Origin of the sequence: Sphingobacterium sp. HSC-15S19 (assembly GCF_050433745.1) — a bacterium.
GTDB classification, from domain to species: Bacteria; Bacteroidota; Bacteroidia; order Sphingobacteriales; family Sphingobacteriaceae; genus Sphingobacterium; species Sphingobacterium siyangense.
Genome location: NZ_JBNPWQ010000014.1, coordinates 1 through 26,534 on the forward strand (window position 1 = coordinate 1; position 26,534 = coordinate 26,534).

The 26,534-nt window shown below is 39.5% G+C and carries 23 protein-coding genes; 10 read left to right on the top strand and 13 right to left on the bottom strand.

The genetic code is table 11. The features are described from left to right. Positions 1-191 precede the first annotated feature (191 nt). Positions 192-908 (bottom strand): pyridoxine 5'-phosphate synthase, encoded by a 717-nt coding sequence (locus L1283_RS12940; RefSeq protein WP_088163203.1) that lies wholly within the window; start codon positions 906-908, stop codon positions 192-194. A 60-nt stretch (positions 909-968) separates the two neighbouring features. Between L1283_RS12940 and cdaA the strand changes: the two genes are divergently transcribed. After that, positions 969-1,763, top strand: a complete 795-nt coding sequence (gene cdaA / locus L1283_RS12945; RefSeq protein ID WP_046672648.1) for a diadenylate cyclase CdaA — start codon at positions 969-971, stop codon at positions 1,761-1,763. Between the two features lie 89 nt (positions 1,764-1,852). Here cdaA and L1283_RS12950 read toward each other — a convergent pair whose 3' ends face one another. From L1283_RS12950 to L1283_RS12970, 5 genes are all read right to left on the bottom strand, one after another. Continuing rightward, complete coding sequence (locus tag L1283_RS12950; RefSeq protein ID WP_088163797.1) at positions 1,853-2,698, bottom strand: DUF2911 domain-containing protein; 846 nt, start codon at positions 2,696-2,698, stop codon at positions 1,853-1,855. Between the two features lie 235 nt (positions 2,699-2,933). Further along, entirely contained in the window at positions 2,934-4,226 is a 1,293-nt protein-coding gene (gene gluP, locus L1283_RS12955) for a glucose/galactose MFS transporter (protein ID WP_075994474.1), read from the bottom strand. 302 nt (positions 4,227-4,528) lie between these two features. Beyond that, positions 4,529-4,954, bottom strand: coding sequence for a hotdog fold thioesterase (locus L1283_RS12960; protein WP_046673622.1), 426 nt, complete (start codon positions 4,952-4,954; stop codon positions 4,529-4,531). After that, the gene (locus tag L1283_RS12965; RefSeq protein ID WP_088163202.1) at positions 4,920-5,468 is read right to left on the bottom strand and encodes a DinB family protein; all 549 of its coding nucleotides are present in this window, start codon (positions 5,466-5,468) and stop codon (positions 4,920-4,922) included. The genes L1283_RS12960 and L1283_RS12965 overlap by 35 nt, the downstream gene beginning before the upstream one ends. Continuing rightward, positions 5,449-6,678, bottom strand: coding sequence for a sensor histidine kinase (locus L1283_RS12970; protein WP_075994471.1), 1,230 nt, complete (start codon positions 6,676-6,678; stop codon positions 5,449-5,451). The genes L1283_RS12965 and L1283_RS12970 overlap by 20 nt, the downstream gene beginning before the upstream one ends. 121 nt (positions 6,679-6,799) lie before the next feature. Here L1283_RS12970 and gltX point away from each other — a divergent pair, with 121 nt between their 5' ends. Continuing rightward, a complete protein-coding gene (gltX, locus tag L1283_RS12975; RefSeq protein ID WP_088163201.1) occupies positions 6,800-8,320 on the top strand; it encodes a glutamate--tRNA ligase in 1,521 nt (506 codons plus the stop codon). 223 nt (positions 8,321-8,543) lie between these two features. On the opposite strand, the gene L1283_RS12980 is transcribed toward gltX, so the two are convergent. Both L1283_RS12980 and L1283_RS12985 read right to left on the bottom strand, forming a co-directional pair. Beyond that, positions 8,544-10,121 carry an MFS transporter gene (locus L1283_RS12980; protein ID WP_088163200.1) on the bottom strand — a complete coding sequence of 526 codons (1,578 nt, stop codon included), beginning with the start codon at positions 10,119-10,121 and terminating at the stop codon, positions 8,544-8,546. 6 nt (positions 10,122-10,127) lie between these two features. Continuing rightward, positions 10,128-11,177 carry an HlyD family secretion protein gene (locus L1283_RS12985; protein ID WP_429626213.1) on the bottom strand — a complete coding sequence of 350 codons (1,050 nt, stop codon included), beginning with the start codon at positions 11,175-11,177 and terminating at the stop codon, positions 10,128-10,130. Between the two features lie 373 nt (positions 11,178-11,550). Here L1283_RS12985 and L1283_RS12990 point away from each other — a divergent pair, with 373 nt between their 5' ends. Further along, the gene (locus L1283_RS12990; protein ID WP_429626215.1) at positions 11,551-12,360 is read left to right on the top strand and encodes an AraC family transcriptional regulator; all 810 of its coding nucleotides are present in this window, start codon (positions 11,551-11,553) and stop codon (positions 12,358-12,360) included. Between the two features lie 9 nt (positions 12,361-12,369). On the opposite strand, the gene L1283_RS12995 is transcribed toward L1283_RS12990, so the two are convergent. Continuing rightward, entirely contained in the window at positions 12,370-15,255 is a 2,886-nt protein-coding gene (locus tag L1283_RS12995; RefSeq protein WP_075994466.1) for a DEAD/DEAH box helicase, read from the bottom strand. A gap of 252 nt (positions 15,256-15,507) precedes the next feature. Further along, positions 15,508-16,287 (bottom strand): diaminopimelate epimerase, encoded by a 780-nt coding sequence (gene dapF, locus L1283_RS13000; RefSeq protein ID WP_088163197.1) that lies wholly within the window; start codon positions 16,285-16,287, stop codon positions 15,508-15,510. 227 nt (positions 16,288-16,514) lie between these two features. On the opposite strand from dapF, the gene L1283_RS13005 reads away from it, so the two are divergent. The 5 genes from L1283_RS13005 (at position 16,515) to L1283_RS13025 (ending at position 21,103) form a co-directional block, all read left to right on the top strand. After that, entirely contained in the window at positions 16,515-18,068 is a 1,554-nt protein-coding gene (locus L1283_RS13005) for a Do family serine endopeptidase (protein ID WP_088163195.1), read from the top strand. Between the two features lie 511 nt (positions 18,069-18,579). After that, positions 18,580-19,026 (top strand): low molecular weight protein-tyrosine-phosphatase, encoded by a 447-nt coding sequence (locus tag L1283_RS13010; protein WP_075994463.1) that lies wholly within the window; start codon positions 18,580-18,582, stop codon positions 19,024-19,026. A 71-nt stretch (positions 19,027-19,097) separates the two neighbouring features. After that, complete coding sequence (locus L1283_RS13015; protein WP_075994462.1) at positions 19,098-19,445, top strand: hypothetical protein; 348 nt, start codon at positions 19,098-19,100, stop codon at positions 19,443-19,445. Between the two features lie 58 nt (positions 19,446-19,503). After that, entirely contained in the window at positions 19,504-20,262 is a 759-nt protein-coding gene (locus tag L1283_RS13020; protein ID WP_088163194.1) for a peptidylprolyl isomerase, read from the top strand. Positions 20,263-20,335: 73 nt separating this feature from the next. Further along, positions 20,336-21,103 (top strand): exodeoxyribonuclease III, encoded by a 768-nt coding sequence (locus L1283_RS13025; protein WP_075994460.1) that lies wholly within the window; start codon positions 20,336-20,338, stop codon positions 21,101-21,103. 84 nt (positions 21,104-21,187) lie between these two features. On the opposite strand, the gene L1283_RS13030 is transcribed toward L1283_RS13025, so the two are convergent. After that, the gene (locus L1283_RS13030; protein WP_286848895.1) at positions 21,188-22,252 is read right to left on the bottom strand and encodes an Mrp/NBP35 family ATP-binding protein; all 1,065 of its coding nucleotides are present in this window, start codon (positions 22,250-22,252) and stop codon (positions 21,188-21,190) included. Between the two features lie 294 nt (positions 22,253-22,546). On the opposite strand from L1283_RS13030, the gene L1283_RS13035 reads away from it, so the two are divergent. Together L1283_RS13035 and hpt are read left to right on the top strand one after the other, a co-directional pair. Beyond that, positions 22,547-24,721: a transglycosylase domain-containing protein gene (locus L1283_RS13035; RefSeq protein WP_429626221.1), complete on the top strand. Its 2,175-nt coding sequence runs from the start codon at positions 22,547-22,549 to the stop codon at positions 24,719-24,721. Positions 24,722-24,748: 27 nt separating this feature from the next. Beyond that, entirely contained in the window at positions 24,749-25,288 is a 540-nt protein-coding gene (gene hpt, locus L1283_RS13040) for a hypoxanthine phosphoribosyltransferase (protein ID WP_429626223.1), read from the top strand. A 44-nt stretch (positions 25,289-25,332) separates the two neighbouring features. Here hpt and L1283_RS13045 read toward each other — a convergent pair whose 3' ends face one another. After that, positions 25,333-25,830, bottom strand: coding sequence for a hypothetical protein (locus L1283_RS13045; RefSeq protein WP_286848900.1), 498 nt, complete (start codon positions 25,828-25,830; stop codon positions 25,333-25,335). Between the two features lie 104 nt (positions 25,831-25,934). After that, positions 25,935-26,498: a DNA-3-methyladenine glycosylase I gene (locus tag L1283_RS13050; RefSeq protein ID WP_429626225.1), complete on the bottom strand. Its 564-nt coding sequence runs from the start codon at positions 26,496-26,498 to the stop codon at positions 25,935-25,937. Between the last annotated feature and the right edge of the window lie 36 nt (positions 26,499-26,534).

Genomic DNA, 26,534 nt, shown 5'->3' on the forward strand with positions numbered 1-26,534 from the left:
AAACTAAATTTAAATGGAATGAGCCCGACAGAATATCGAGCTCATTATTACAAATCTAATTAACTAAATTTGTCCAATCTTTTGGGGGCAGTCCATTTAAGAAAGCCCTTTTCTATTTATGCATTTTTGTGCAATTCGGTAGATCACAAGAAGCTCATTTATAAAGTTAGCGCTCTTCGCCGAACATGCTATTACTTCAAACAAGCCAGATAACGTTTGATTGTTTCTTCTAATCCTTGGTATAGTGCATCAGAGATGAGGGCATGGCCAATACTTACTTCCAGGAGTTCAGGGATATGTTGGTTGAAATATTGCAAATTGTTGAGATCTAAGTCATGGCCCGCATTTAGACCTAAACCGACTTCACGTGCTTTTAATGCAGCTTTGAAATACGGTTTTATAGCGAGTTCCTTGTCAAAGCCATATTCCGTGGCAAAACCTTCTGTGTAAAGTTCAATGCGATCTGTTCCTGTTTCTGCCGCAGCCTCTACCATTTCTTCAACCGGATCAACAAAAATAGAAACACGTATACCTGCATCTTTGAACAATTTGCACATATCTTGTAGGTAGGCTTTGTTCTTAATGGTATCCCAGCCATGATTCGAGGTCAATTGTCCTTCGGTATCTGGCACTAAGGTTACTTGTGCTGGTTTATTGGCCAATACAAGGTCAATAAATTTCTGTTCCTGGCAATTTCCTTCAATATTGAGTTCGGTCTGGATTGCTGCTTTTAAGTCAAAGACATCCTGATAGCGAATATGTCTTTCATCAGGTCTCGGGTGGACAGTGATACCCTGTGCTCCAAAACGTTCACAGGCTAATGCTGCAGATACTAGATTAGGATTATTGCCACCTCTGGAATTTCTGAGCGTTGCGATTTTATTGATATTTACTGAAAGTCTAGTCATTTTCCTGTATGTTATGTTGTAAAAATACAAATAATATCTATTTTTTTTTAACTTGCATATATGGATGGAATCGACTATAGCCTGTTTAGCGGCTTTCGCCTATTGGACGTTATTGATATCATATTGGTAGCGATTATTATCTACTATATCTATAGTTTGATTAGAGGGACCATTGCTGTTAATATCCTGATTGGTGTAGCACTGTTTTATGGTGTTTATATAGTCGTTAAGCAGATGCACATGCGTTTACTGACCGAGATATTCGGCGGTTTTATATCTGTAGGGTCCATTGCATTGATTGTCGTGTTCCAACAGGAAATCAGGCGGTTCTTACTGCACGTTGGGAAGAACATATCCATGAAACGGAAAAAAGTTTTTTGGTCATTTATCGGGAATAAGAAAGCTATACAAAAGGATTTGACGGAAGACTTAAAACCGGTTATTGAAGCCTGTAGAAGCATGTCGCGTACACGGACAGGTGCTTTATTGGTTTTTTCAAAATATTTTGATGAGGAGTATTATCAGAGTAGTGGTGAGTATATCGATGCCCATATTTCGAAGCGCCTGATTGAAAGTATCTTTCATAAAAATAGTCCTTTGCATGATGGAGCAGTCGTTATTGTTGATTTTAAGATTATGACAGCATCTTGTGTGCTACCATTGTCGGATAGTGAGGATTTGCCGCTGCAATTCGGACTACGCCATCGCGCTGCTATTGGGGTGACGGAAATCTCGGATGCGATTGCTGTTATTGTCTCTGAAGAGACCGGTGAGATCTCTTTTGCGAAAGACGGAAATGTCAATATGAACGTTTCACCAGAAGAACTTGAGCAATTGCTAAAAGACGAGCTATAAAACTAAAAGCCGATTTATAAAAAAGGCTTTAAATGCAATGCCCCCAAAAAGTGAGATACTTTCTGGGGGCATTTTTTAGCTATAAATACCTATTTCTTTGCAGCGTTGATAACTTGTGTGTTCAATTTGATGTATTCACTATTTTTATCTGCTGTGGCAACTTCAAGACCTTTCGTTGCAGTTTCTATTGCACCTTTTTTATCTCCAGCTTTTAATTGAGCTTTTGCTTTCCAATAAAGGACGTGGGCAGCTTTAGGTTGAGCTTTGGCGGCTTCGTCATACCAGTTTAGCGCTTTATTTAGATCTAAGTTATTACTGAAGTAATATTGGGCTGCGGCAAAATAAGGTTTTTTCTCGCCCTTCATAGCTTCGTCGATGGAAGCTAATATTTTAGCCTGTTGATTGACTTTGAGATCAACCTTTACTGACGTTTTTTCCCAAGCCAAACTCAATACAGCACCTGTAGGCGTAACATTGTCGAAAGAAATGCTGAAAGTTTCTACTGGATTTGCTAGCGTATGAGGTTTCACATTGAAGCGCAAAGCATCTTCACTTTGTTTATAGGTATAGGCGCCCCATTGTTTTGTGTTTTTACTGATGATGATCGTCCATTCCGATTTGTTGGGGATTGTGAAAAGAGCATAGGTTCCGGCGGAAAGCTTGTGTCCATTCAGCTCAACATCCCCTTCAAAAGTTAATGTGGTATTTGTATTTGCACCTGTGCGCCATACTTCGTTGTAAGGAACAAGATCACCAAAAATCTTACGACCGTTCACGCTAGGTCTGCTGTAATTAAGGGTTACGTTTTCAATACCTAAACCTTGTGTAACTGTCTGTGAGCTACTTGCTGCAGGTAGCTTTAGCTGAGCAAAAGATTCGTTGACCGTAAACATCATTGTTGCGGCAATGGCAATTGCAAAAAGATTCTTTTTCATCTGTATCATTGTTTGTTTGTTGTATGCTTAATCCTGTGGTTCAATATGCTCTTGATATGCATTTGATCATAACTTCTATTTCTCCTGTTGAAAAACAGAAAATCTGATTATAGCATGGCTGTAATATTTAATGGCTCTTACAGCATCTATCTCCTAAAAATAGGAAGAATTTTAAGAAAAAAGGGCATCTATTTTTTAGATGCCCTTTTTTCCTAAAATATAAGATGGATTTACATTAATTCGTTTTGCCAACTTTATGGCCTACTATAGAGAAAAACATAATGTATAGATAGCCCGGAATCATTGCATATAGGAATGCATGTTGAAAATCAATATGTAAATGATCTTTTAACAATCCGTAGATCAAAGGCCATATAGCACCACCTGCAATACCCATAATCATGATGGCTGACCCTGTTTTCGTGAACTTTCCGAGGCCTTTAATTCCTAGCGGGAAGATCGCTGGCCACATGAGGGAGTTAGCGATTCCTAACAAGGCAACGAATATAAATGAAGTTGTACCAGTCGTAAAAACAGAAATAATGGTGAATGTGATGCCAATGATTGTGCAAATGCGTAAGGCCATTTGTTGTGATACAAATCTTGGAATAGAAATAATACCAATAATATAACCGATCAACATACAAGCGAGTGTAAATGCTGTTGCATAGGTTGTAAAGAAAGGATCAACTTTCAGTTCGCGTGCATAGACGCCAATGATATCTCCCGCCATAACTTCGACGGCCACACAGAAGAAGATTGCCAAAGCTCCCAAGAACAAATGTGGATATTGAAATATCGATGTTTTCTTTGCTGCCACAGTTCCGCTTTCTGCGCTGGTTTCTTCTTCTGCATCCACATCGACCTCAGGCAGGTGTGTGAACTTTAAGAATATTGCGAAGGCAACGAATATAATTGCTAGCGAGATGTATGGAGTATGTACGCGTTGAAGAAGATCATCTAAGATCGCATTCTTTTGGACAAGATCCGTTGTTGCTTCCAATTTTGCTGTTACCTTTTGAGCATCTTTTAAAAAGAGTGTTCCGAAAAGGATAGGTACAATGATACCAGCCGATTTATTGAAAAATCCAGCTATTGAAATACGTTGTGCAGCGCTATCAATGGGACCAATAATACTTAAGTAAGGGTTAACGGCTGTTTGTAATAATGCCATTCCTGAACCTTGGATGAAAATTCCTGTTAAAAATAGGCCGTAGCTTCTATTATCTGCCGCAGGAATAAAGATCAAAGATCCTAAACCTAATATAATAAGACTGACAACTAAACCATTTTGGAAACCAATTTTTTTAATGATGACTGAGCTTGGAAGTGCTAGGAAAAAATAAGCAATATAGGAAGCAAAGGTTACGAAGAAAGCTTGCAAATCTGTTTCGAGGTTACAAGCAATTTTTAAGAATGGAATTAAGGTTCCGTTTGCCCAGGTAATAAAACCGAGGATAAAAAATAAACCACAGCAGATGGCCATAGGGCGGAAAGCTGTTTTACCAACGTTAGGATTAGTGGTCATGTTTTGTTTTATTATATTTAGTTAAGTTATCGTTCGAGGATTGGTAAATCAGCAGGAATAAGGAATGAACAAACGATTGCGCTTCATAATTACTGATTTTTAAAGTATCCATCCTACAAGACTACTTAAATTTCTTGAATATTGGAAATAAATAAAGGCATATTTTTGGGGGATTTTGATAATTAATTGACAAAAAAAAGAAGGATAAATTGTGAAATTTATCCTTCTTTGCTTATAAATATTGTCGAATTGTAATTGGAACGTGGTGATAAATCGAGTTAGCAAGAGCCGTATAGTTATCGTTATTTTGGAACGATAGCTACTGTAAGTCTTGAGATACAATTTAATTTGTTGAAGCGATCGTACATTTTTATTTCCCAAATATGTGTGGATCGACCAATGTGTATTGGGCTACATTTTGCTGTTATTACGCCGCTACTTACCGGGCGTATATGATTGGCATTTACTTCAAGTCCAACTCCGCGGTATTTTTCTGGATCAACCACGAGGTTAGATGCGATACTTCCCAAAGACTCCGCCAGAACGACAGAAGCGCCGCCATGTAAAATACCATGTGGTTGCTTGACTTTATCTGTTACCGGCATGGTCGCCGTGATGGAGTTGTCATCAATTTCTGTCGCTTGAATCTCGAGCAGACCCGATAGGTATTTGTTGAAAAATACGTTTATTTCCTCAATGCTGTAATGCTGAAACCAAATTTTTGACATCGTCTGAGTTTAAATAACGTTCTTGAATAATGATGCGATGATGATTAAGGTGACCAGCAATGACATACAAGAGTGCTTTTACACTTGTTAGCCGTTCAGATGCCATCCCTTTACGTTCCAATTCAACCTCATTAAAACTGTTGAAAAGCATCATGTTCGCTTTGCGAAGAAAAGTAAATTCCTTACTCAGACTTTCTAAAGTGCGATCGTTGTAACGGGAATACTGAATGAAGTAGTCTTGGTCGTATCCAGCGAGCTCTTTAAGGTCATTACGTGAAAAACGCAATGCCCGATAAGCCATGATACGCTCATTATCGATGACGTGGCCAACAACTTCCTTGATTGTCCACTTATCTTCGGCGTATTTAAAATTACCTCTTTCCTCTGGTATCGTGTCCAGAAATGCTGGAAAGGAGAGCGTTTGTTCTTCTAGTGCATCGAACACATTATCGACGACAGTCTCAATATAAGGCGCGTAGACCGCTGGATATTCGTCAGATTTGAGTGGCTTCATATTTTAAGTTGCTTTTTAAGATTATTCGAAATGTTGTTCCTTTACCTACTTCAGATTCTTTTACAAAAATTTGCCCCTGGTGGTACCGCACCATTCTTTTTGTCAGACTAAGGCCAAGCCCCCAACCTCTTTTCCGTGTTGTGAACCCCGGCTGGAAAACAGATTCAAAATTAGATCTCGGAATTCCTTTGCCCGTATCACTAATGTCTATAAAAATTTCTTCTTTCGCAATATTTTCTGAAATATTAACAGTTATCTTTCCTTCTGTGCCAATGGCATTTACTCCGTTTTTCAATAAATTTTCGATAATCCAATCAAAGAGTGGAATATTAAGCTGTGCTTCAAGATGTGTGTCTCCTTTTAATTCGAAAGCAATTTTATTACTGGTTCGTATGCGAAAATAATCCATGTAATTTTTGATGACATCATACAGGTTATGGTTAGTCAGTACGGGAGTAGATCCTATTTTTGAAAAGCGGTCGGCGACGATTTCAAGTCGCTTAATGTCATTTTCCATTTCATTTAGGGTGTCATCTTCTTCGGCATCAAATTTTATGCGAATCAATTCTAACCAACCCATCAACGATGAAATAGGGGTACCCAATTGATGTGCGGCTTCTTTTGTTAGCCCTACCCAAACGAGATTTTGTTCAGATTTCCGGATAGAATTGAAAACGGTATAAGCAATAATGAGAAAGAGGGCAATCAGCGATAGTTGTACATAAGGAAACACCCTTAACTGTTGCAAAAACCATGAATCTTTATAATACACATGCCATTTTTGTCCATTTTCCAATTCCAACGTAATAGGCGGATGGCTTTTCTTCATAAACGCAAGCTGTTTTTGAAAATAAACGGGATCATAATCGAGATGTTTTGTAACACTGTCGTTGTGTCCGGGTTTAATATTTGTCTTTGTGGAATCGAGGTTACGCCAGAAAATGATGTCTTCCTTGTCGTCAGTAATAATTGCGGGTAAATTTAGACTGTCTCTTACGGCGTAAATAAATGTAATGAATTCATCATCAACGTCGGGCATGGTCATTATATTTTTGGTACTCATAGCCCATACCTCAGCCTTCGAACGTTCGGCATGTGCAAGATTTCGAACGAGGTAATTGGTATAAACCAGGGAGGCGACAGCAATGACTGCTGCAAAGATAAGCAAGATAAATTTCCAGCGTTGCTGGCTAATCTGATAGGGTTTCATGATTCCGTATTCGTGTCCTTCATTTGCAAATTACTGAATAAATGTCTGTTTTCTGCACTTTTATTTCATTGATGAGGTTATCGTGCCGCCCAAATCAAAAATTTTGTGGTAATTTTGCGCCATGAGTTCAGAAAGAAAAGTAAGAGTGCGTTTTGCACCAAGCCCGACAGGTGGTCTTCACCTTGGTGGGGTACGTACAGCTTTGTTTAATTTTCTCTATGCGCGTCAGCATCAGGGAGATTTTATTTTACGTGTCGAGGATACGGACCAAACTCGTTTTGTCCCAGGTGCTGAGGAATATATCAACGAATGCTTAGCATGGTGTGGTTTGACTCCAGATGAAAGCCCATTAAAAGGAGGCGAGTACGGACCTTACCGTCAAAGTGAGCGAAAACCATCTTACCGGAAATATGCTGAACAGCTGATTGAGAATGGTTATGCTTACTATGCTTTTGACACAGCAGAGGAGCTGGATGAGCAGCGTAAGTTACAGCCTAATTTTCGATATAGTCACGAGAACAGACTTCAATTACGTAATTCATTGAGTTTGTCTGCCGCTGAAACTCAACAATTATTGGATGCGGGCACACCGCACACCATCCGTATAAAGATTCCAACTGATGAAACGGTATCGTTCACTGATATGATCCGTGGAAAGGTTGCTTTTGATACAAATCTTGTCGATGATAAGGTATTGCTTAAGGCAGATGGCATGCCGACTTATCACCTCGCTGTTGTTGTAGATGATAAGGCCATGGAAATATCGCATGTATTCCGTGGTGAAGAGTGGTTGCCTTCGGCACCTATCCACATCTTATTGTGGGAATACCTTGGTTGGGGGGATAGTATGCCAGGCTGGGCGCACCTTCCATTGATCCTTAAACCAGATGGAAACGGTAAACTAAGCAAGCGTGACGGTGATCGTTTGGGTTTCCCTGTTTATGCTATGAACTGGACCGATGCTAAATCTGGCGATACAACAAAAGGATTCCGTGAGATGGGCTTCTTACCCGAGGCTTTTGTCAATATGCTCGGCGTGTTAGGTTGGAATGATGGCACCGAACAGGAGCTTTTCTCCTTAGATGAATTGATTCAGAAATTTGGTGTTGACCGTATCAGTAAAGCTGGTGCGAAATTTGATTTTGAAAAAGCAAAATGGTTCAACCATGAATGGATTAAACGCACGTCGACAGAATCCTTGTTGCCAAAGATCAAAACAGTATTGGAAGATCATCAAGTAGATGCCGATGAAGCTTACGTGAGCAGGGTATTGGATGCTGTGAAAGAGCGTTTAACTTTTGTTGAGGACTTTTGGAGTCAGGCGTCTTTCTTCTTTTTGCAACCTGCGGAATATGATTTGAATGCTGTGAAGCCTAAGTGGACTGCTGAAAAAACAGCATTTTTTGAGGGTATAAACCAGTCATTCGAAGAATTTGATACGTGGAAAGCTGCTGAATTGGAGCCTTTCTTCAAAGATGCGATTCAGGCATCGGGAATGAAAATGGGTGAGCTGATGATGCCATTCCGGATTATGTTGGTAGGCGGTAAATTTGGACCAGATGTCTTTCAGATTGTTGAATTGCTCGGTAAAAACGAGGTCATAGCACGTGTGAAAAAAGCTCTTAAAGAATTTGATGCTTAAATAGATTAAGTACGAGATACCAAAGAGGGGTTGTCTGCATTGATTTGCAAACAGCCCCTTTTTTTGAAAGAACCAGTTTAATTGATGCGTATTGTTTTTATGAAGGCATCAATGAGCTCGTGATACTTGGTTTATTAGGCCGAAAGAATCTTCGGTTCGCTTTCATTGCTGTTACTGCTTGCGAAAGCATGAAAGTTGTATATAGGAGATTTAGCTGCCTCATTTACAAGTATGGGATTCTTAGGCGCATGAAAAGTGTTTTGGCTGGGCCGAATAAAAATATTAGCCCTGTGACCAGCATTCCCAGGATTCCCAGATAAGTAAATATCTCCATGTTACTGATTAGTGATGCTTGCTGACTTAGGATTCCCGAAATACTTTTGCTTGCAATACGACCTGCTATTTGATCTCCATATATTCCGGTATATTTGTCCATTAATGTATTCCAATAGTTTATTGTCAGTGGGTTGCTTGTATTCAGTGTCTGTTCGAGTTGAATATAATGCTTTTGATTTAGTGTATAGCTGGCATTTTGAATAAGTGCAAATCCGACATTCGTACTCCAAAACCGAACGGTTGTGCCCATGAGGCCTGCATTGCCAGCATGATGGGATTCTACACCTGTCAAAATATAAATAACCAGTGGTGTAAAAAGCCATCCTTGTCCGATTCCTTGAATAAACAAAGGAAGCCTGATTGCCCAGATTGTGGTATCAGGGTAAAATATAGGTACAAATAAAAAACATGAAGTCGCCAATATCAAAAAGCCAAAACCAAAGATATATTTAGGAGATACATCGCGGAGGAGTAAGAATCCTGAACTGCCAACACCCAGTATTGTACCAAGGACATTGATGTACTGTACATCAACAATATAATGCCAGGGCCACTTCCATACGGTAGCCATCACTGTGTATACATTATTGAGACAGCTGCGAATAATATAAAAGAGAAAAAATAGGATAACACCAAAGATCACATTTTTGTATCTGAGGATCTCAAAATGAAACAGCGGTCTTTTGACAATCCGCTGTTTAATGATGAAAAGTGCTCCGAAAATAAGGAAAAGTGCGAAGTTGATGGTGATCTTGGAGCATTCAAACCAATAGTATTTGCGACCATAAATTAAAACGTAGGCCCCGCAGCTCAATGATATCAATAAAAATAGACAGCTGGCCAGATCCAGTTGATAGAGTGGAAACTTTTTACCCAAGCGATTATTGTTGAGTAACAGCAAGGCTATTGCAATCACTATCAAATGCCAATAGAGTACGACATGGATCATATCTTGCCATCCATAGTCCATTATGCTTTCTTTGAGTAAGGATGTCGTTAAAGTTGATCCTGTAAGCATAAAGGTATATAGGAAAAAATAGGCGATCGTTCGGCTTTTGGTATGCTTAATCTGCATCATAAGCAGTGGAAGAAAGCATGCACCTTCCAACACACAGAAAATACCTTCGATCACGCGGAGAATACCAATAAGGAAAGGGTCTCTTGTAAGTGAAATACCGAGTAGAATAAGGATGGAGAGGCTACAGGTCAAGAGTATGTATGTCCTTACCCTAAAAAACGAAAACAGCCGTTGAAATATGAGTAAGGTAACGACAATGGCACCATACATCAAGGATAGAAAATACTGAATATCCTCAGCTTCAATATCCAGTGCCGAAGCGGTAAATGCCGTATTGGAATGGAAGAGCGACATTAGCATGAGATGTGGGAACATCGCTACGATCATTAGCGGGAGTTTTATCCATTCGGGTACCCAGCTGTAGTATAAAGATTTGTTCGTACTCATGGGCGATTAGGATTGATGGGCGGCATGGACAACGACATTCATACCTGCACGTAATTTCTTGAGATCCTGATTTGGATCAAATACAATTTTAATGGGAATCCGTTGCTCAATCTTTACGAAATTTCCGGTTGCATTGTCTTGTGGTATCAGGGCAAATTTGGAACCTGATGCCGGAGAAAATGAGTGGATTCTTCCTTTAAAACTGAGTTTGGGAAAAGCGTCGACCTGTATAGTAACGATAGTGCCTTCTGCAAGATTTTCGAGTTGAGTTTCCCTAAAGTTAGCGTTGATCCATTTCTCTTCACTAATGACATTGGCAAGTGTCTGACCTTCCTTTACATACTGACCTGCTTGGATGGTTCGTTTTCCAACAAAGCCATCATAAGGTGCTGTAACTACGGTATACGAAAGAAAAAGCTGTGCATTTGTTTTTGCGGCCTTTTTAATATTGATATTGGCTCTTGCCGGTAGTTCGCTTGCTTTTTCTTTGTTGGTGTTTAGTTGGGCTGAATTATATTCTTCGGTTATGGTGTGCAGTTGTGCCAATGCTATATCATATGCTGCTTTGGCATTATCGTACTGTTGTTGGGTCGCAGCCTCTGCTTCAAATAAATTCTTGAATCGCTTGTAATCCTGTTCGGTCTGCCATACACTTACTTTTGCCGCTTCTAATCTTGCCTTTTGAACAGAAATGCTATTGGCTATTGCATTGGCTGTTTTGCTGATTACCTCAGCATTGCTCTGGCTACTTTGGAGTTCGGCATTCGCCATATCGACCTTGGTTTGATACTCACTGGCGTCTATAATTAATAAGGTATCGCCCCGATGTACATATTGGTTTTCCTCAAATCGCACCTCCTTGATAAAACCAGAGACCCTACTGGCAATAGGTGTCAAGTATTGATCAATTTGTGCGTCATTTGTTGTTACATATTGATTGGTAAAAATAAGGTGTCTGACTAAGACGCCAATACCGGTCAATAATAATAGGCTGGCAAATATGACGAGCATTTTATTAAATCCTTTTGTTTTGTCTTTTTTATCTTTTTTATTCATTGTTATTTTGATTGCGTAATTTTAATAGTCTGCTTTATGTGTTTATAGTGTGTCAACACAGGCGAACTGTGTACTTTTAGAATCATCTAAATTTACAGTTGAGCCTTTTTATTTGATCCGATGTTGTAGGAGACTTTTAAAAATTTAATTAAAGTCTGTTGTGCCAGTATTCAGTTCCGCTTATGATGTACTCGGAGTAGCAATTTTTCTGTGTTACTTAATCAGAATTAACCGGAATACGAGCAAACTTCCTCTGAGAGCATGAGCATATGGCTGTACAAAGATACTGTGGAATAGAAACGTTTTGTTTTGTATAGTCGGACGGATATATGTTCATTTGCGCCATGTTGTAGGAAAAGTGTAATTTTAAGTTATGGAAGAGGAAAAACTTGTAGCTATTGATGCTGACCAATATGATTTTTATGTAGACCATATGTATGTCGATCGTATCGATTCTCGTGAGTACAAACATAAAAAGGCGCGGCTGCTCTATGCTGACGGTGGTATTATTCATGTGTTTACAACAACAAAGCACTGGTATTTGCCCGCAAGGTTTTATATGTGGATTCCGGAAAATACAACTTATCATCTGGAAAGTACAAGCTCTCGTATTCCGCTATATAGTTTTTATTTCAAGGAGAAGCAGCATATGCCGTCCGTACTTTCAACGCCAAATATATTTCTAAGCAATGATCTGGTGCGTGAAATGTTTTTATTTGCTCAGGATTGGAGCGGAGGGATCAGCAAAACGGCTGATTATTCAAAGTACTGTCTCTTGCGTGCGATGATGGCGATTATTCCGGATACGAGTTCACCAATAGATGCTTTTCCGATGCAGCATCCTTATCCTAAAAGTGAAAAACTCAGGAGCGTAGCGAGATATCTGAATAGCAATATTGATCAAGCATTTACCATTGAACAGGTTGCTGTGCGCTTTGGTATGAGCAGCCGCTCGTTGTCACGGTTGTTTAAAGAAGATATGGGGATTAGTTATATCCGTTTTTTAAGAGCCATACGAATTGCGAAAGCTCTGGAACTGATGTCTGAGAATAGCTATTCCATTCTAGAAATAGCCATGCGTGTAGGGTACAATGAGCTGTCTTCTTTTAGCAATATTTTTACGCGTGTAACGGGTATCCGTCCATCGATATATATGGCGAAGATTAATGAATATAAACAGTAATGTTTTTATTTAGGCCAAAAGTTCCTGCAGATCTTCCTGTGATAGTGACTTGATGAAGCTTTCTTCTGTCGTGATCAGGCTTTGTGCAATCGACTTCTTTTTATTCTGTAAAGCTAATATCTTTTCTTCGACGGTATCTTTACTGATAAATTTATAGATAAACACGTTGCGCGTTTGACCGATGCGGTGTGAACGGTCTACAGCCTGTTGTTCCACAGCTGGATTCCACCACGGATCCAGAATAAAAACATAGTCAGCTTCAATCAGATTGAGTCCCACCCCACCTGCTTTTATCGATATAAGGAATAACTTGGTATCGTTGTTTTTACGAAATTGGCTGACGGCTTCATCCCGATTCTTTGTGCCGCCATCCAGGTAGGCATAATTTGTTCCTTTATGATCGAAATACTGACGGAAAATATTGAGCTGTTTTACGAATTGGGAGAAAATCAGCACTTTGTTGCCTCTTCGCATGACCATCTCAAGCGTTTCAATGACAGCTTCAAACTTGCCGGAATCACCCGAGAATTTCTCATCCACCATTCTGGGATGATTGGCTAATTGTCGGAGCTTTGTCAGGCCTTGCAACAACGCAATTTGCGTAGATTTAGGCTTGCTGTCCAATTGTCCGTCAAGAATTGCATTGCGATATTCAGATTTGACTTTTTCGTACAACTCGGATTGTTTTTCAGTCATTTCACAATAAAGGATCTGTTCAGTTTTTGGCGGTAATTCTGTTGCCACCTGATCTTTTGTACGTCTTAATATAAATGGTTTGACAATCGCTTGAAGACGCTGTGCTTTTTCTTCATCTTTTTTCTTTTCTATGGGCTGTACAAATTCCTTTTGAAAATAAGTATAGCTGCCTAGTAGTCCTGGATTGGTGAAGTGCATCTGTGCCCAAAGATCCGAAACGGAATTTTCTACAGGAGTTCCACTCAAAGCCAATTTGTTTTTGCTTTTTAGGCTTTTGATGGCTTTAAACGATTTGGAAGTTGGGTTTTTGATATTCTGGCTCTCATCGAGGATAATGTAATTAAAATAAAAGCCACTCAAGGTTTCTTCGTCAATACGGGCAATTCCGTAGGTGGTAATTACCAAATCATATTTGGCGAAAAGAGTAGCATCTTTGATGCGGTTGTTTCCGGTATGAAGGTGGATATTAAGCTGTGGGGCAAATTGCTGTGCTTCTTTCTGCCAGTTGTATACCAATGATGTTGGCAACACCAAAAGTGAGGTACGGATATCCTGTTCGTCTTGGAGTTGTTCTTTCTGCTGTTGCAATAGGGCTAAAGTCTGTATGGTTTTACCCAAACCCATATCATCTGCAAGACAGCCGCCAAATTTATACTGCTTCAAAAAATTAAACCAATTGTATCCTGCTTTTTGGTATGGGCGAAGATTTCCCTTGAAATGTTTTGGTTCGGGAATATCAGCAATCTCTTCAAAGTTGGCTAGATTCTGTAGTTTTCGTGTAAATACCAGCTGTGTATGCTCACTAATTTCAAAGAGTAGACCAATATGTACCTTATTTAGTTTGAGCTCATGCCGATCTGCAGAAAATTGGAAGAGATGATTGTATTTTGCAAACCATTCTTCCGGAATCATGGCAATTTCTCCATTCGGTAAGGTAAATTCCTTAATGTTATTAAGAATATGATTGCGCAGCTGGATAAATGGGATCTCATAGGGACCAAATTTTGCGATAGCGCTGATATCAAACCAATCATTGTCTTCATCAATGGAGATATCTAAGGAGGTGTGCCCTATGAAGAAGCGTTTTTCTTCACTATTTTGTATAATGTGGAATCCTAGAGTCTCAAGTTGTTCTTGATGGTTGTTCATCCAGTCAAATACTGAAAGCCGTTTTCCATTATGGGTAGTTGGCGTTAATAAACCGAGTTGGAGGTCGACATCCTGTAGCCCCAATTTTTTTAAGCTTTCATGTTGTTGTTCTTCCCATTGCAAAGATCGTTTTACACGGTGGAATATATATTGATCATCTTTCTCATTATATTCCATACGAACAGTAACTTTATTCTCGGCTCCTGCGGTAAAGGTGTGCGGCCCGTACTTGAATTGCAGTTGTAATTGCGATGCCCCGTCTTCAATATAAATCAAATGGAGGAGTGGAATTGCTTGGTGTTGGTGGGTTTGAATTTCAAATCCTTCGGCATAGACATGATAGCGTTCAATCAGCCCACATACAAAGGTTTCGAAATATTTTTTTTCGGTACTTCTACCGACAGAAATGTAACGTTTATTTAGGAAAGGGCTGAGTTTCTTGCCCTCAAGTGCCTGATCGAAATAATATAGGGTATTGTTTAGAAGTAACCATGCTTGTACATTGGTCAAGACAATGGCATTTTTGAACATAAACTCCAGACGCTGATTTTCGTATTTGATTGTCGGGAAATAACGTGTTTCTTCTTCGTTTCGTCGAAAATGAAATAGAATCGATGCCGCGGAGGTTGCCAATTTAATTTCTTGATCTGCTGGATAACCATCTTTGCTCATCATGAAAAGCGGTTTGTCTCCAACAGCTTCAAAAAATTGGATCATTTTTTCATCAATTTTAGGACGAAGAAGCTCATGTAGCTTTTTATCGAAAACTTTGGAAAAGAAATCGACAGGTCTAATTGCTTTTTTGTAGTATTTTTTAATGAGGTGAGTTTGTTCGATTTCATCGAGCAATCGAATTAGTTTGTAATCTAATTCATCCAATTCAGCGGCGTAAGCATCTACAGTATTGCTAAATATACGTTGATAGCGTAGTGAGTAAGTCCCATTGGGATTGAGTTTGACCATGTGTGGCTCAATAAGATAGCCAAGATAGGGGTGCTCACATATAGAATAAACGATTTTATATACTGGAAATGACTTTGACTGTTGCATTAAAAATAGCGGACCTTATAAATAAAGGTTTCTAATATACAATAAAATATACCATTAATCGCAATTTGCGCGTTGAAATTTTAAAAATCGATTCTAAGGGATAGCTAGTTAAGATCTCGTACTAACCTTCATTATGAGGTTGTGCACAGGTGTCGTTAAATATCAAGGGGCGTAGGCCCTATTTCACGGCTTGATTTGCTTGGACTGAAAATTTGGGTTGCAATTAGCCTTGATCGCTATAGGAGTAAAAATCTAATAGTTCCCTTCAAAGACAAACTGTGCCGGCCCTTTTAAGAACACCTCTGAGAAATGGGAGCCTTTCTTATGGAAGGAGATATACAGCTGTCCTCCTAATACTCGGATAGGAATATTGATATCACCTTCTAAATTTTGCTGCAAGGCGACAGCCATGGCCGCGGCAGTTGCTCCAGTGCCGCAGGCATAGGTTTCATCTTCAACACCGCGCTCAAATGTACGGAGGAAATAACCATCTCCTTCAGCTTCAATGAAATTTACATTGATGCCTTCTTTTCCATAAGTAGCGTTATTGCGAATTGCGTAGCCATCTTGGAAGACATTCTTATCCTGCAGATTTTTTACGAACTCAACATAATGTGGAGAACCGGTTTGTAACAGATAGGCTTCTCCATCACGGGTAAAATCCGTTACATCGATCATCTGGAGATTGACAAGGTCTGCTGATAAAGAGGCCTGGTGTATACCGTCTACTGCCAAAAAGACAGTTTTGTCAGTAATAATGCCTAAGTCGCGTGCAAAAGCGACGATACAACGCCCCCCATTACCACACATGCTGCCTTCTCTACCGTCGGCATTATAATAAATCATCTCAAAATCGTAATTTTCTTTGGTTTGTAAGAGCATTAAACCATCGGCACCAATGCCAAACCGGCGGTTACAGAGCTTTTCTACCAATGCTTCATCTGCGCGGTCAAATGCTTTGTTGCGATTGTCTACTAAAATGAAGTCATTGCCTGCTCCCTGATATTTTGAAAATCTTACTTTTGATGCCATTACGTTGATTTGTAGTAACAAAAGTACGTTTTTTTGTTACAAAAAAACGGAGAAAAGTTAAGATTTGTTAAAATGGTTGCATTTGTCTAGTAATTAACATTTTTTAACGTGTCGGATTTTCCGAAGGCTTCGAAATGGTATTACATTTGAACATATCCGAATAAAATCGGTAATTTTAAGAGCAAAAGTTATCAGCTTATAAGACATTTTAAAATAAAAATAAGTTTATGAATAAGGTCGGTTTAACGCTATTAACAGCTGTTTTCGGTGGAGCGGTAGCATTAGGAGGTTACAAGCTTATTGAGAATAAGAAGTTTGATGGTATGTCTTTCGAAGACAAACAAAAGGTTTATTTCGCAAACAATCCAACTGGGGTGATGTCCTCAACAGGTAACCCTGATTTTACCCAAGCTGCAGCGGCGGTATCACCTGGGGTTGTACATATTAAAACAACATATAGTCGTAAGGGGTCGCAGCAATCGCAAGGTTCTCCGTTCGATATGTTTGAAGAGTTTTTTGGGATGCCACAGGGTGGTGGACGTCGTCAAATGCAATCGCAACCTATACAGGCATCCGGATCAGGTGTAATTATCTCTGATGATGGTTATATTGTAACCAACAACCACGTCGTTGAAGATGCAGATAAAATAGAAGTCGTATTAACAGACAAACGTACGTTTGAAGCCAAATTGATCGGACGTGATCCGAACACAGATTTAGCCTTGTTGAAAGTATCAGGTAAGGGCCTTCCTGTTGTCAAATTGGGTAACTCAGATAATGTCAATGTCGGTGAATGGGTACTGGCTTTCGGATACCCACTTGGACTTCAATCTACAGTGACCGCAGGTATCATTAGTGCTAAAGGTCGTCAGATTGGTATTTTGAATGAAGGTCAACAACAACGTGGTAATCCATTTGGTGGTGGACAGGATCAAATCCCTGTAAGTTCAGCGATCGAATCCTTTATTCAAACAGATGCGGTTATCAACAAAGGGAACAGTGGCGGAGCCTTGACTAACGCTTCAGGAGAATTGATTGGTATTAACTCTGCCATAGCCTCTCCAACAGGAACATATGCGGGTTATGGTTTTGCGATTCCAGTTAATTTAGTGAAAAAGATTGTTGATGACTTTGTCGAATACGGTAATGTAAAACGTGGTTATATAGGTGTTACTTATACTGAAATAACACCTGAATTGGCCAAGGAAAAAGGTTTTACAGATGTGGATGGTTTATATGTTCAAGATGTAGTTGGTGGCGGTGCTGCAGAGGCTGCCGGTATCAAAAAAGGAGATATCTTGACAAAAATCAATGGAAAAGTGATTACAGGTTCACCGGTCTTAAGTGAAACTATAGGCCGTGCGCGTCCTGGAGATAAGGTGAACGTTACCTATAAACGTGATGGTAAAGAGAAACAAGTAACCATGACATTGAAAGGCGAAGAATCCTTAAAGACTGCAAGCACTGGCGGAAAAGCTTCGAAAAGTGCAACGGAGATCTATAATAAATTAGGAGCAAGCTTTATTCCTGCTTCAGCTCAGAAGAAAAAGGAATTGGGCGTAAATTCCGGAGTTGTTGTAACTCAGGTGAACCGTGGTGGTATCTTTGATTATTTCGGTGTAGAGCGTGGACTGGTCATTACAGAGGTGAATGGAAAAGCGGTCAATACAGTAGATGATGTTGAAACAGCGCTTGGTGCAACGCAACGCAATATTGTACGATTGAAAGGAGTATCTCCGCAAGGTGGTGCTGTTCAATTGAGCTTCCCTGTAGAATATTAAGCATTGAATTAAGAATTGGTTGATTAATATAGTTTAGGTGGTTCTAACCGTAAGGTTAGGCCACCTTTTTTATGCTTTGTGTTATTGATCGTATTTTTTATGACGATATCATTCAGCTCGTTACATTTGGTTTAATGAAAAGTGTTTAGTCTCATTGGCTTCATTGAATTGGGGTATTGGACAGCAAAGTTCTCCCGTCTGTTTTCATTGCTGGCGGTGGATCCGGAATCAGAAGGACTTTATGGGAAAGCTAGGACACTTGGTAAGAAGTAAGTCAATTTTAAGCCGGTTGTTTCCTTAATCATTTTAGTTTAGCTATTTTGCGGAATGAAGTGCCGATACAGTTCCAGCACTTTTTATGCTGGGCCTTTCTGGCCTTGTGATTTATTACATATTTTGCTATTGACAAGCATGAAAACCTGATTATGTCGGCTAATCGCGTTCTTTGCGCCGTTTAGTTGGATCATAGCGTGGTATTGTTACTCTTTGATAGCTTTTAAAAATTATAGAGATGAAGATTTTAATGGTTTGTTTGGGAAATATCTGTCGTTCTCCCCTTGCACATGGTATATTGAAACAAAAAGCAGCAGATAATCAATTAAACTGGGTCGTTGAATCGGCGGGTACAGGCGACTGGCATATTGGTGAAGCCCCCGATCGTAGAGCTATAGCAATTGCAAAGAAATATGGTGTCGATATTTCCGGTCAGCGGGCTCGGCATTTCAAACCGCAATTTTTTTCCGAATACGATCTTATATTTGTAATGGATAGACAAAACTATGCAGATGTATGCGCTCAGGTGATTGATAAGGAAGATCTGCACAAAGTTAAATTGTTTTTGGGAGATGATGTTGTTCCTGATCCATATTTTGATGATAATTTGTTCGATCCCGTGTTTCAGATGATTGATCAACGTTGTGCAGAGGTTATTGCCAAAGGAGGGAATCCAACAGCATAACTATATTTATCTGTGCGTTAATTTGCTTGCAAATCATCGTAAATTTATCTTAGTTTGTTTAAAACAAAAAAATGAAGGCAGCAGAAGTAAACAAGAAGTGGAACATCCTACAGGATGAAATTGCTTCGCTATTCGATATGGAAAAGCCTGACATCAAGGTTTGTTTATTCCTTATTGGTGTTCAGGAATTGGGCAAAGGTGCCCAAAAATTCTCAAAACGAGAAAAAGAAGAGTTGATGCACATTGCGACGTGTCGTCTTTTCAGTGCTATGGGATTTTATAATCTGAAAGGTCTGGATGAAGAAGGGTGGCCACATTGGGAATTGGTAAAACCTATTCCTAACTATACTCTTTTGGAGCAAGAACTGATTATGAAGTCCTTGATCATAAATTATTTTGAAGAGTTAAACGTTATCTAGAAGATAACACAAATGAAAAGATAGGAAGTTCTAAATGGGAACATATAATTATTAACAGATGAGATTTTTAAAGGCTAGTTTAATAGCAGTATTCTGCTTTTTGCAGGTTTTGGCATTTGCGGCTAAACCCGAGTTTAAATATGTACAGATCGTCACTGACAAGGGGACCTGTGTGCTGCGGTTGTACAATGAGACACCAAAACATCGGGATAACTTCGTGAAATTAGCAAAAAGTAAATACTACGATGGAACCTTGTTCCATCGCGTCATCCAGAATTTTATGATCCAGGGAGGCGATCCTGACTCAAGAAATGCAGTTGGAGGAGCGCAGCTGGGTAATGGAGGACCAGGGTATACCATTCCTGCAGAGATTCAGGACGGTTTGTTCCATAAAAAAGGGACCATTGGAGCGGCTAGGGATAACAACCCCGCAAAAGCTTCTTCGGGTTCTCAGTTTTATCTTGTTCAGGGAAAGGTATTCACACCTGAAGATCTTAATCGTTTGGAGCAAACACGGATGAATGGTAAGAAATTTTCGGAAGCACAGCGTCAGGCTTATACAACTATTGGTGGTGCACCTCATTTGGATTGGAATTATACTGTATTTGGTGAGTTGGTCAAGGGAGTGGATGTTATCGATCAGATTGCAGCTGTGAAAACAGATAAGCACGATAGACCAGAAGTCGACCAAAAGATGAACATGCATGTGCTAACGAGGCGAGAAGCGTTAAACTTAGAGCGGGAACTGAAAGGTCTAAAACCTCAGACTGGTATCTTTTCTAAAATCGGTGATCTGTTCTCTTCTAAGGATTATTAATGTTTTTATGAAGTCGCAAATCAGGGATTGAAGCGCTTTTTTTCCTATTATTTAGAATCTCAATACTCAAAAAATGAAAATAGTAACCTATAATGTGAATGGTTTACGTGCAGCCTTGAAGAAAGATTGGTTAGGCTGGTTGAAAACTGTAAATGCGGATGTCATATGTCTTCAGGAGATTAAAGCTACACCGGATCAGATTCCCGAAATTGCTTTGTTGGAGCAGATGGGCTATGAGCATTACTGGTATCCAGCTCAAAAGAAGGGCTATAGCGGAGTCGCCTTGTTTACGCGGATCACACCTAAGCATATTGAGTATGGTTGCGGCCATGAAGATTATGATTTTGAAGGACGTATTATCCGTGCTGATTTTGATCAGGTCTCCGTGATGAGTACCTATTTCCCATCAGGTACAACAGGAGATGTGAGACAGGATTTTAAATACCGTTTTTTGGAGGATTTTCAGTCATATAGCGATAAGCTTTTGATCGAAAAACCGAATTTGGTCGTTTGTGGTGATTATAATATTTGTCACCGTGCCATCGATATTCACAATCCAAAATCAAATGCAAATTCTTCGGGATTTCTTCCGGAAGAGCGCGAATGGATGGAGAATTTTATTAATTCGGGTTATATTGACTCTTTCCGCCATTTAAACCCTGATCCACACCACTACAGTTGGTGGAGCTATCGCGCAGGGGCTCGTGCAAAGAATTTGGGCTGGCGTATTGATTATAATATGGTTTCAAAACCTTTGGCGGAACAAATCAAATCGTCCAGTATAATGCCGGATGCGGTACATTCCGATCATTGCCCGGTATTGCTGGAGCTTGCTATCTAATCATTAGATGACATTTCATAAAAAAGGCTTTCATACGTATGAAAGCCTTTTTATGGTGAAGCGCAAGAGCGTACTATTAACTAACTATCTCCCTTGGCTATGGATAATGGAAAGTTGCTGGGCAACTTTCTCTGCGATCGTTAAAAATGATTTCGTTACAGGATCTTCGGTATCTATGGCAACAGGGAAACCATTATCTCCTGCGTCAGAAATGCCTTTTAACAAAGGGATTTCACCAAGGAAAGGAACTTTATATTCTTCTGCAAGACGTTTTCCACCATCTTTACCAAAAATATAATATTTATTCTCTGGCAGTTCAGCTGGTGTAAAATAGGCCATATTTTCCACGACACCCAATAATGGAATATTGATGCTATCCATTAAGAACATTCCGATTCCTTTGACAGCGTCAGCCAGGGCAACGTGCTGTGGGGTTGTGACAATCACAGCACCGGCAATCGGGAATGTCTGTGATACGGTGATATGGATGTCACCCGTGCCCGGAGGCATATCAACAACCAAATAATCCAGTTCACCCCAATGTGCATCGTTAAAAAGCTGCTTGATGGCCGAGGTCGTCATCGGTCCACGCCATGGAATAGGTTGGTTTGGATCGGTGAAAAATCCTATTGAAAGTAATTTCAGCCCAAATTTTTCAAGCGGTTCAATTTTAACCTGGCCGTTTGGCATTTCTATCGAACCCGGTTTGGCACCTTCTAGGCCAAACATAATTGGAAGCGATGGCCCATAGATGTCGGCGTCTAAAAGACCTGTTTTAGCTCCTTTAGCATGGAGTGCAAGTGCAAGATTTGCAGCGACAGTAGATTTACCAACTCCACCTTTGCCTGAAGATACCAGGATGATGTTTTTAATACCCGACACTTGCGCGCCTTGTTTCCCGATCACATTGGAAGTCATATTGATATGAACTTCGAGGTTTTTGTCGATGAAATGGGCTATGGCGTTTCGGCAGGCATGCTCAATATGGTCCTTAAGCGGGCAAGCTGGTGTAGTTAAAATGACATCGAAAGAAATTTTTTCACCTTCGATCTCGATATTTTGAATCATATTCAATGTTACAAGATCCTTTTTCAAATCAGGCTCTTCAACATAGGATAATGCATTTAATATTTGTTCTTTGGTAACCATCTATTATTCATTTGTAATCATGGATTACAAAACTACTCATTGCGGATCAATTTCATGTCATTTCTTTGTTTTTAATGGGATTAAGATTACTGTATCGTACTCCTAATCTTTAGGAAAGATCCGTTATCCAGTACATTTTCGTTTTCGGGTAACCAACCTGTTTTCTAAATAATTTTGTCGGACTGTAGAAAGGGATAAAGGCCATCCTTGTTTCAGTGAATTATAATTGTATATGCAGCCAAATTTATCTAAGTTTGACTGTTGATATGCACGAATTTGCATTAAGTAATAATTATGTTCAATCGATTTATAACATCTTTTAAGTCCCGCAAATGGCGATGGCTTTATATCGCTTTAGCTGCTATTTTGGTTTTGGCGATCGCAGTAGGCACGTATGCTTATCAGAAAAGAGATGCCATGCTCATGGGAGCAATCAACAAAGCGAAAGCGAAGTTGCTTGAAAAGTATGATATGGAATTGAAGATTCAATATTATGCTTTCCAGGGGATTAATGCCGTACAGTTTAAGAATATACAGCTATTGCCCAAAAATAGAGATCAATTGGCTCAAATCAATGATTTGACAGTGTCTGTAAAATTGTGGCCTTTGTTATTTGGGGATGTGAAGTTAGGACAAGTTCTTTTAGATAATGGGAAGGTTTCTCTTGTTAAAAAGGATTCGATCAGTAACTACGATTTCCTGTTCAAGAAGCAGAAAAAGGATACTGTTGAAAATGATAACCCAAAGCAGAATCTGGCGGCCTTGGCAGATCGATTGTTGAAAAATGTATTTTTTAAGATTCCAAATGACCTCGATCTCAAGAACCTTGAGCTTTCCTATCGTGACGACAGTACTTCACAACGCATTGTAATTCCTTCTGCTGTGATAGACGGCGGAGATATGGAAACCAAGTTTCTGTTAAATGACCATGAGGCGGCCTGGAATCTGACCGGAACGATTGATTCAGATAATCAAGAATGTGACCTTCGTCTTTTTTCCGATAAAAAGGAGGTAAATCTTCCACTATTACAGCGCAAATTTGGTCTCGCGGTAAGTTTTGATGAAATATCCTTCCGATTGGACAAGGCTCATAGAAGAAATAAGGAGTTACTGGAGTTGCATGGGCAATGGGGATTTAAAAATCTGAAAGTAAATCACTGGCGTATTTCTAGTAAAGATGTTATCTTTCCTGAGGCCATCATGCAGGGGGCATTGAATATTGGAGCATCATCGATTGAAGTGAGCAAAGAAAGTACCGTTCAGGTCAAAGATTTCGTGTTTTCTCCTTATATCAAATATGTGCACAAGCCGGAAAAAGAACTCTTCCTCGCCATTCATACCGATAGGATAGAGGCGCAGCACTTTTTTGATGCCATGCCAGTTGGATTATTTCCTGGCTTAGACGGTATTCAGGTGGAGGGGCATATTCAATACGATCTGAACTTTGCTCTCGAAATCAAAAAGCCCGAAAAGCTTCTTTTCTCTTCCAAAATGGATGATAGGGATTTAAAGGTTGTCAAATGGGGGGAGGCCGATATTGCGATGTTAAATACACCATTCACGTATACAGCCTATGAAGATGGTAAGCCGATGCGGGAAATTGTTGTCGGACCTCAAAATCCTAATTTTACACCTATAGATCAAATATCCCGTTATATGCAGATTAGTTTGATCAATACCGAAGATCCATTTTTCTTTAAGCACAAGGGCTTTGAGGAGAAAGCTTTTAAACTCTCTATTGCTACAAACATTAAGGAAAAAGGATTTAAGCGCGGGGCGAGTACGATATCAATGCAACTGGTGAAAAATGTTTTTCTAAATCGCAATAAGACGGTTGTACGGAAGCTGGAGGAAATTTTGCTGGTATGGCTGATGGAACGCTCGCAGCAAGTGAGTAAAAAACGCATGTACGAGGTTTACCTGAATGTCATCGAGTGGGGAAATAATGTATATGGTATTACCGAAGCTGCACGCTATTATTTTGGGAAAACACCAGCGCAATTAGGGCTTGGAGAAAGTATATTTTTGTCGAGCATTGTTCCGCGTCCCAAAAAGGGACTCAACTTTTTTGACTGGACAGGGCACCTGAAAGGGAATATGTTGCGCTATTTTAATACATATGGTCATATTATGACCAAAACAGGGCAGATTAGTGTGGATTCAACAACTTCAAATTATGGTTTTTATGAAGTTGTTCTACAGCCGCATCTGCGGGCAGCAAGACCAGCTGTGGTAGATTCTGTTGATGTATTTGATATGGGAGATGATCCATTGTTGTTCGATCGTCTCGAAAGTAGTTCTCCTACCGACAATCTTGAGCATGTATCTGTTCCGAAGAAGCTAAAACAAATGGATCTAACAGAAAAGAAAGAGGAGGAGGCTAGTGAGCAGGAGAAACCAAAACGATCGCTATTTGACAAGATATTAGGGCGTAAAAAAGAGGAAAAAGAAAACGACACACACAAATAGTGCCTGTGTTGAAAGAAGAATATTAGCATGAAAAAGATAGAAATTGACGGATTGCTTTTCGAACCTTTATTTGAAGAGGAGCAAATTCAGAAACGAGTGCGCTTGATGGGGATTGATATCAGCCTGCGTTATGAACACAAACAGCCTGTTTTTATAGGCGTCTTGAATGGATGTTTTATGTTTATGGCAGATTTGCTTAAGCAAATTGATGTTCCTTGTGAGATGTCGTTTATTAAGTTGGCTTCTTATATTGGAACCGGGCAATCTGAATTAAACGAGCTTTTAGGACTTGGTATCGATCTTGAAGGCCGTGATGTGATTATTGTAGAAGATATTGTCGACTCCGGGCATTCCCTGAAGTATACCTTGGATGCCGTAAAAAAATTAAAGCCAGCGAGTGTGATTGCCTGTGCACTTTTGGTGAAACCCGAGGCGCTGCAGTATCATTTCGAGGAATTGACCTATGTTGGCTTTGAAATAAGTAAAGAATTTGTGGTTGGGTACGGTATGGACTTTAATGGTCTTTGTCGGAATCTCCCTGATATTTATAAAAACGTAGCAGTCTAATGTACTAACAAGTGATCATTAGATTTTAACTATAGAATTTTGATCTATTCAGGTGTTTGATCGTTGTATAATTCTTTCAGATTTATGCGTAAAATTTCTAATTCTGATAACGGTAGTTTGGAGACAGTTTCAAATATTTCCTTTTCATCAAATTTAATGACTAAAACACCTTTGTAATCTTCCTCATAGCCCGATTTTTGTATTGTAAAGTCTATCTTTTCAAAATCAAATTCTTTTTGACCCCCTTTAAACCATTGGTAGTCGGCGGTGTAGTTGATTTTGTTTTTTTGAAATTCAATAATTTCAGCGCCATAGGTATTCCATAATGAGACACGGAGCATATAGTATGCTATTAATCCAAATAAGCCAAGCATGATAACACTCACAATTGTCAGCCCGCTATTGGATACATTGACAGTGACGCCACCAAGGGGTAGAATTATAGAAAATATGGTAAGTAAATAGATGAATAGTCTGGCAATTAGAGGCCCCCTTTTTTCTTTTAATACCAATTGGTTTTGTTTTAGGTCGATTTGATTCATATGTTGTATTGCTGTTCTTAACGGTCTGTTTTTATGGGTAGAAAACCAGTTTTGATTCCTATAAATTGGTGTTTGCGAAACCTATGCGCATTTTAATGGTTAACTTATTTAAACGAACAGGTTTCGATATGGTCGTTCACCATTCCAACGGCCTGCATATAAGCATAACAGATGGTAGAACCGAAAAATTTGAATCCCCTTTTCTTCATGTCTTTTGCTATTTTATCAGAAATAGCTGTAGTTGCAGGTACCTGTTGCAGACTGGTCCAGTGGTTGACGATCGGTTGTTTTTCGGGCAAAAAGGTGTATAAATAGTTGTAGAAGCTACCATATTCTGCTTGGATTTTCTTGAAATGCTGTGCATTGGTAATGGTGGATTCAATTTTATTCCTGTGTTTGATGATTCCTGAATCGACCAAAAGTCTAGCGACATGTTCGTTGGTATAAGCAGCGACTTGATCAACATCAAAATTGGCAAAAGCTTCTTGGTATGCCTTTCTTCGACGAAGAATCGTGATCCAGCTTAAGCCGGCTTGTGCAGACTCTAATATCAAAAATTCAAATAAAGTTTTGTCATCGCGGACTTGTCGTCCCCATTCTTTATCGTGATAATCGACATATTGCGGATCAGATCCGCACCATTGACAACGTATGATTTCTTTGTACATGTTCTCTGAAGATTTTTTGAATGCAATATAACTTTT

What these genes read in the sequence shown, in the direction of transcription:
- L1283_RS12940 (WP_088163203.1), bottom strand. Translation starts at nt 908, where the DNA reads ATGACTAGACTTTCAGTAAATATCAATAAAATCGCAACGCTCAGAAAT.
- cdaA (WP_046672648.1), top strand. Translation starts at nt 969, where the DNA reads ATGGATGGAATCGACTATAGCCTGTTTAGCGGCTTTCGCCTATTGGAC.
- L1283_RS12950 (WP_088163797.1), bottom strand. Translation starts at nt 2,698, where the DNA reads ATGAAAAAGAATCTTTTTGCAATTGCCATTGCCGCAACAATGATGTTT.
- gluP (WP_075994474.1), bottom strand. Translation starts at nt 4,226, where the DNA reads ATGACCACTAATCCTAACGTTGGTAAAACAGCTTTCCGCCCTATGGCC.
- L1283_RS12960 (WP_046673622.1), bottom strand. Translation starts at nt 4,954, where the DNA reads ATGTCAAAAATTTGGTTTCAGCATTACAGCATTGAGGAAATAAACGTA.
- L1283_RS12965 (WP_088163202.1), bottom strand. Translation starts at nt 5,468, where the DNA reads ATGAAGCCACTCAAATCTGACGAATATCCAGCGGTCTACGCGCCTTAT.
- L1283_RS12970 (WP_075994471.1), bottom strand. Translation starts at nt 6,678, where the DNA reads ATGAAACCCTATCAGATTAGCCAGCAACGCTGGAAATTTATCTTGCTT.
- gltX (WP_088163201.1), top strand. Translation starts at nt 6,800, where the DNA reads ATGAGTTCAGAAAGAAAAGTAAGAGTGCGTTTTGCACCAAGCCCGACA.
- L1283_RS12980 (WP_088163200.1), bottom strand. Translation starts at nt 10,121, where the DNA reads ATGAGTACGAACAAATCTTTATACTACAGCTGGGTACCCGAATGGATA.
- L1283_RS12985 (WP_429626213.1), bottom strand. Translation starts at nt 11,177, where the DNA reads ATGAATAAAAAAGATAAAAAAGACAAAACAAAAGGATTTAATAAAATG.
- L1283_RS12990 (WP_429626215.1), top strand. Translation starts at nt 11,551, where the DNA reads ATGGAAGAGGAAAAACTTGTAGCTATTGATGCTGACCAATATGATTTT.
- L1283_RS12995 (WP_075994466.1), bottom strand. Translation starts at nt 15,255, where the DNA reads ATGCAACAGTCAAAGTCATTTCCAGTATATAAAATCGTTTATTCTATA.
- dapF (WP_088163197.1), bottom strand. Translation starts at nt 16,287, where the DNA reads ATGGCATCAAAAGTAAGATTTTCAAAATATCAGGGAGCAGGCAATGAC.
- L1283_RS13005 (WP_088163195.1), top strand. Translation starts at nt 16,515, where the DNA reads ATGAATAAGGTCGGTTTAACGCTATTAACAGCTGTTTTCGGTGGAGCG.
- L1283_RS13010 (WP_075994463.1), top strand. Translation starts at nt 18,580, where the DNA reads ATGAAGATTTTAATGGTTTGTTTGGGAAATATCTGTCGTTCTCCCCTT.
- L1283_RS13015 (WP_075994462.1), top strand. Translation starts at nt 19,098, where the DNA reads ATGAAGGCAGCAGAAGTAAACAAGAAGTGGAACATCCTACAGGATGAA.
- L1283_RS13020 (WP_088163194.1), top strand. Translation starts at nt 19,504, where the DNA reads ATGAGATTTTTAAAGGCTAGTTTAATAGCAGTATTCTGCTTTTTGCAG.
- L1283_RS13025 (WP_075994460.1), top strand. Translation starts at nt 20,336, where the DNA reads ATGAAAATAGTAACCTATAATGTGAATGGTTTACGTGCAGCCTTGAAG.
- L1283_RS13030 (WP_286848895.1), bottom strand. Translation starts at nt 22,252, where the DNA reads ATGGTTACCAAAGAACAAATATTAAATGCATTATCCTATGTTGAAGAG.
- L1283_RS13035 (WP_429626221.1), top strand. Translation starts at nt 22,547, where the DNA reads ATGTTCAATCGATTTATAACATCTTTTAAGTCCCGCAAATGGCGATGG.
- hpt (WP_429626223.1), top strand. Translation starts at nt 24,749, where the DNA reads ATGAAAAAGATAGAAATTGACGGATTGCTTTTCGAACCTTTATTTGAA.
- L1283_RS13045 (WP_286848900.1), bottom strand. Translation starts at nt 25,830, where the DNA reads ATGAATCAAATCGACCTAAAACAAAACCAATTGGTATTAAAAGAAAAA.
- L1283_RS13050 (WP_429626225.1), bottom strand. Translation starts at nt 26,498, where the DNA reads ATGTACAAAGAAATCATACGTTGTCAATGGTGCGGATCTGATCCGCAA.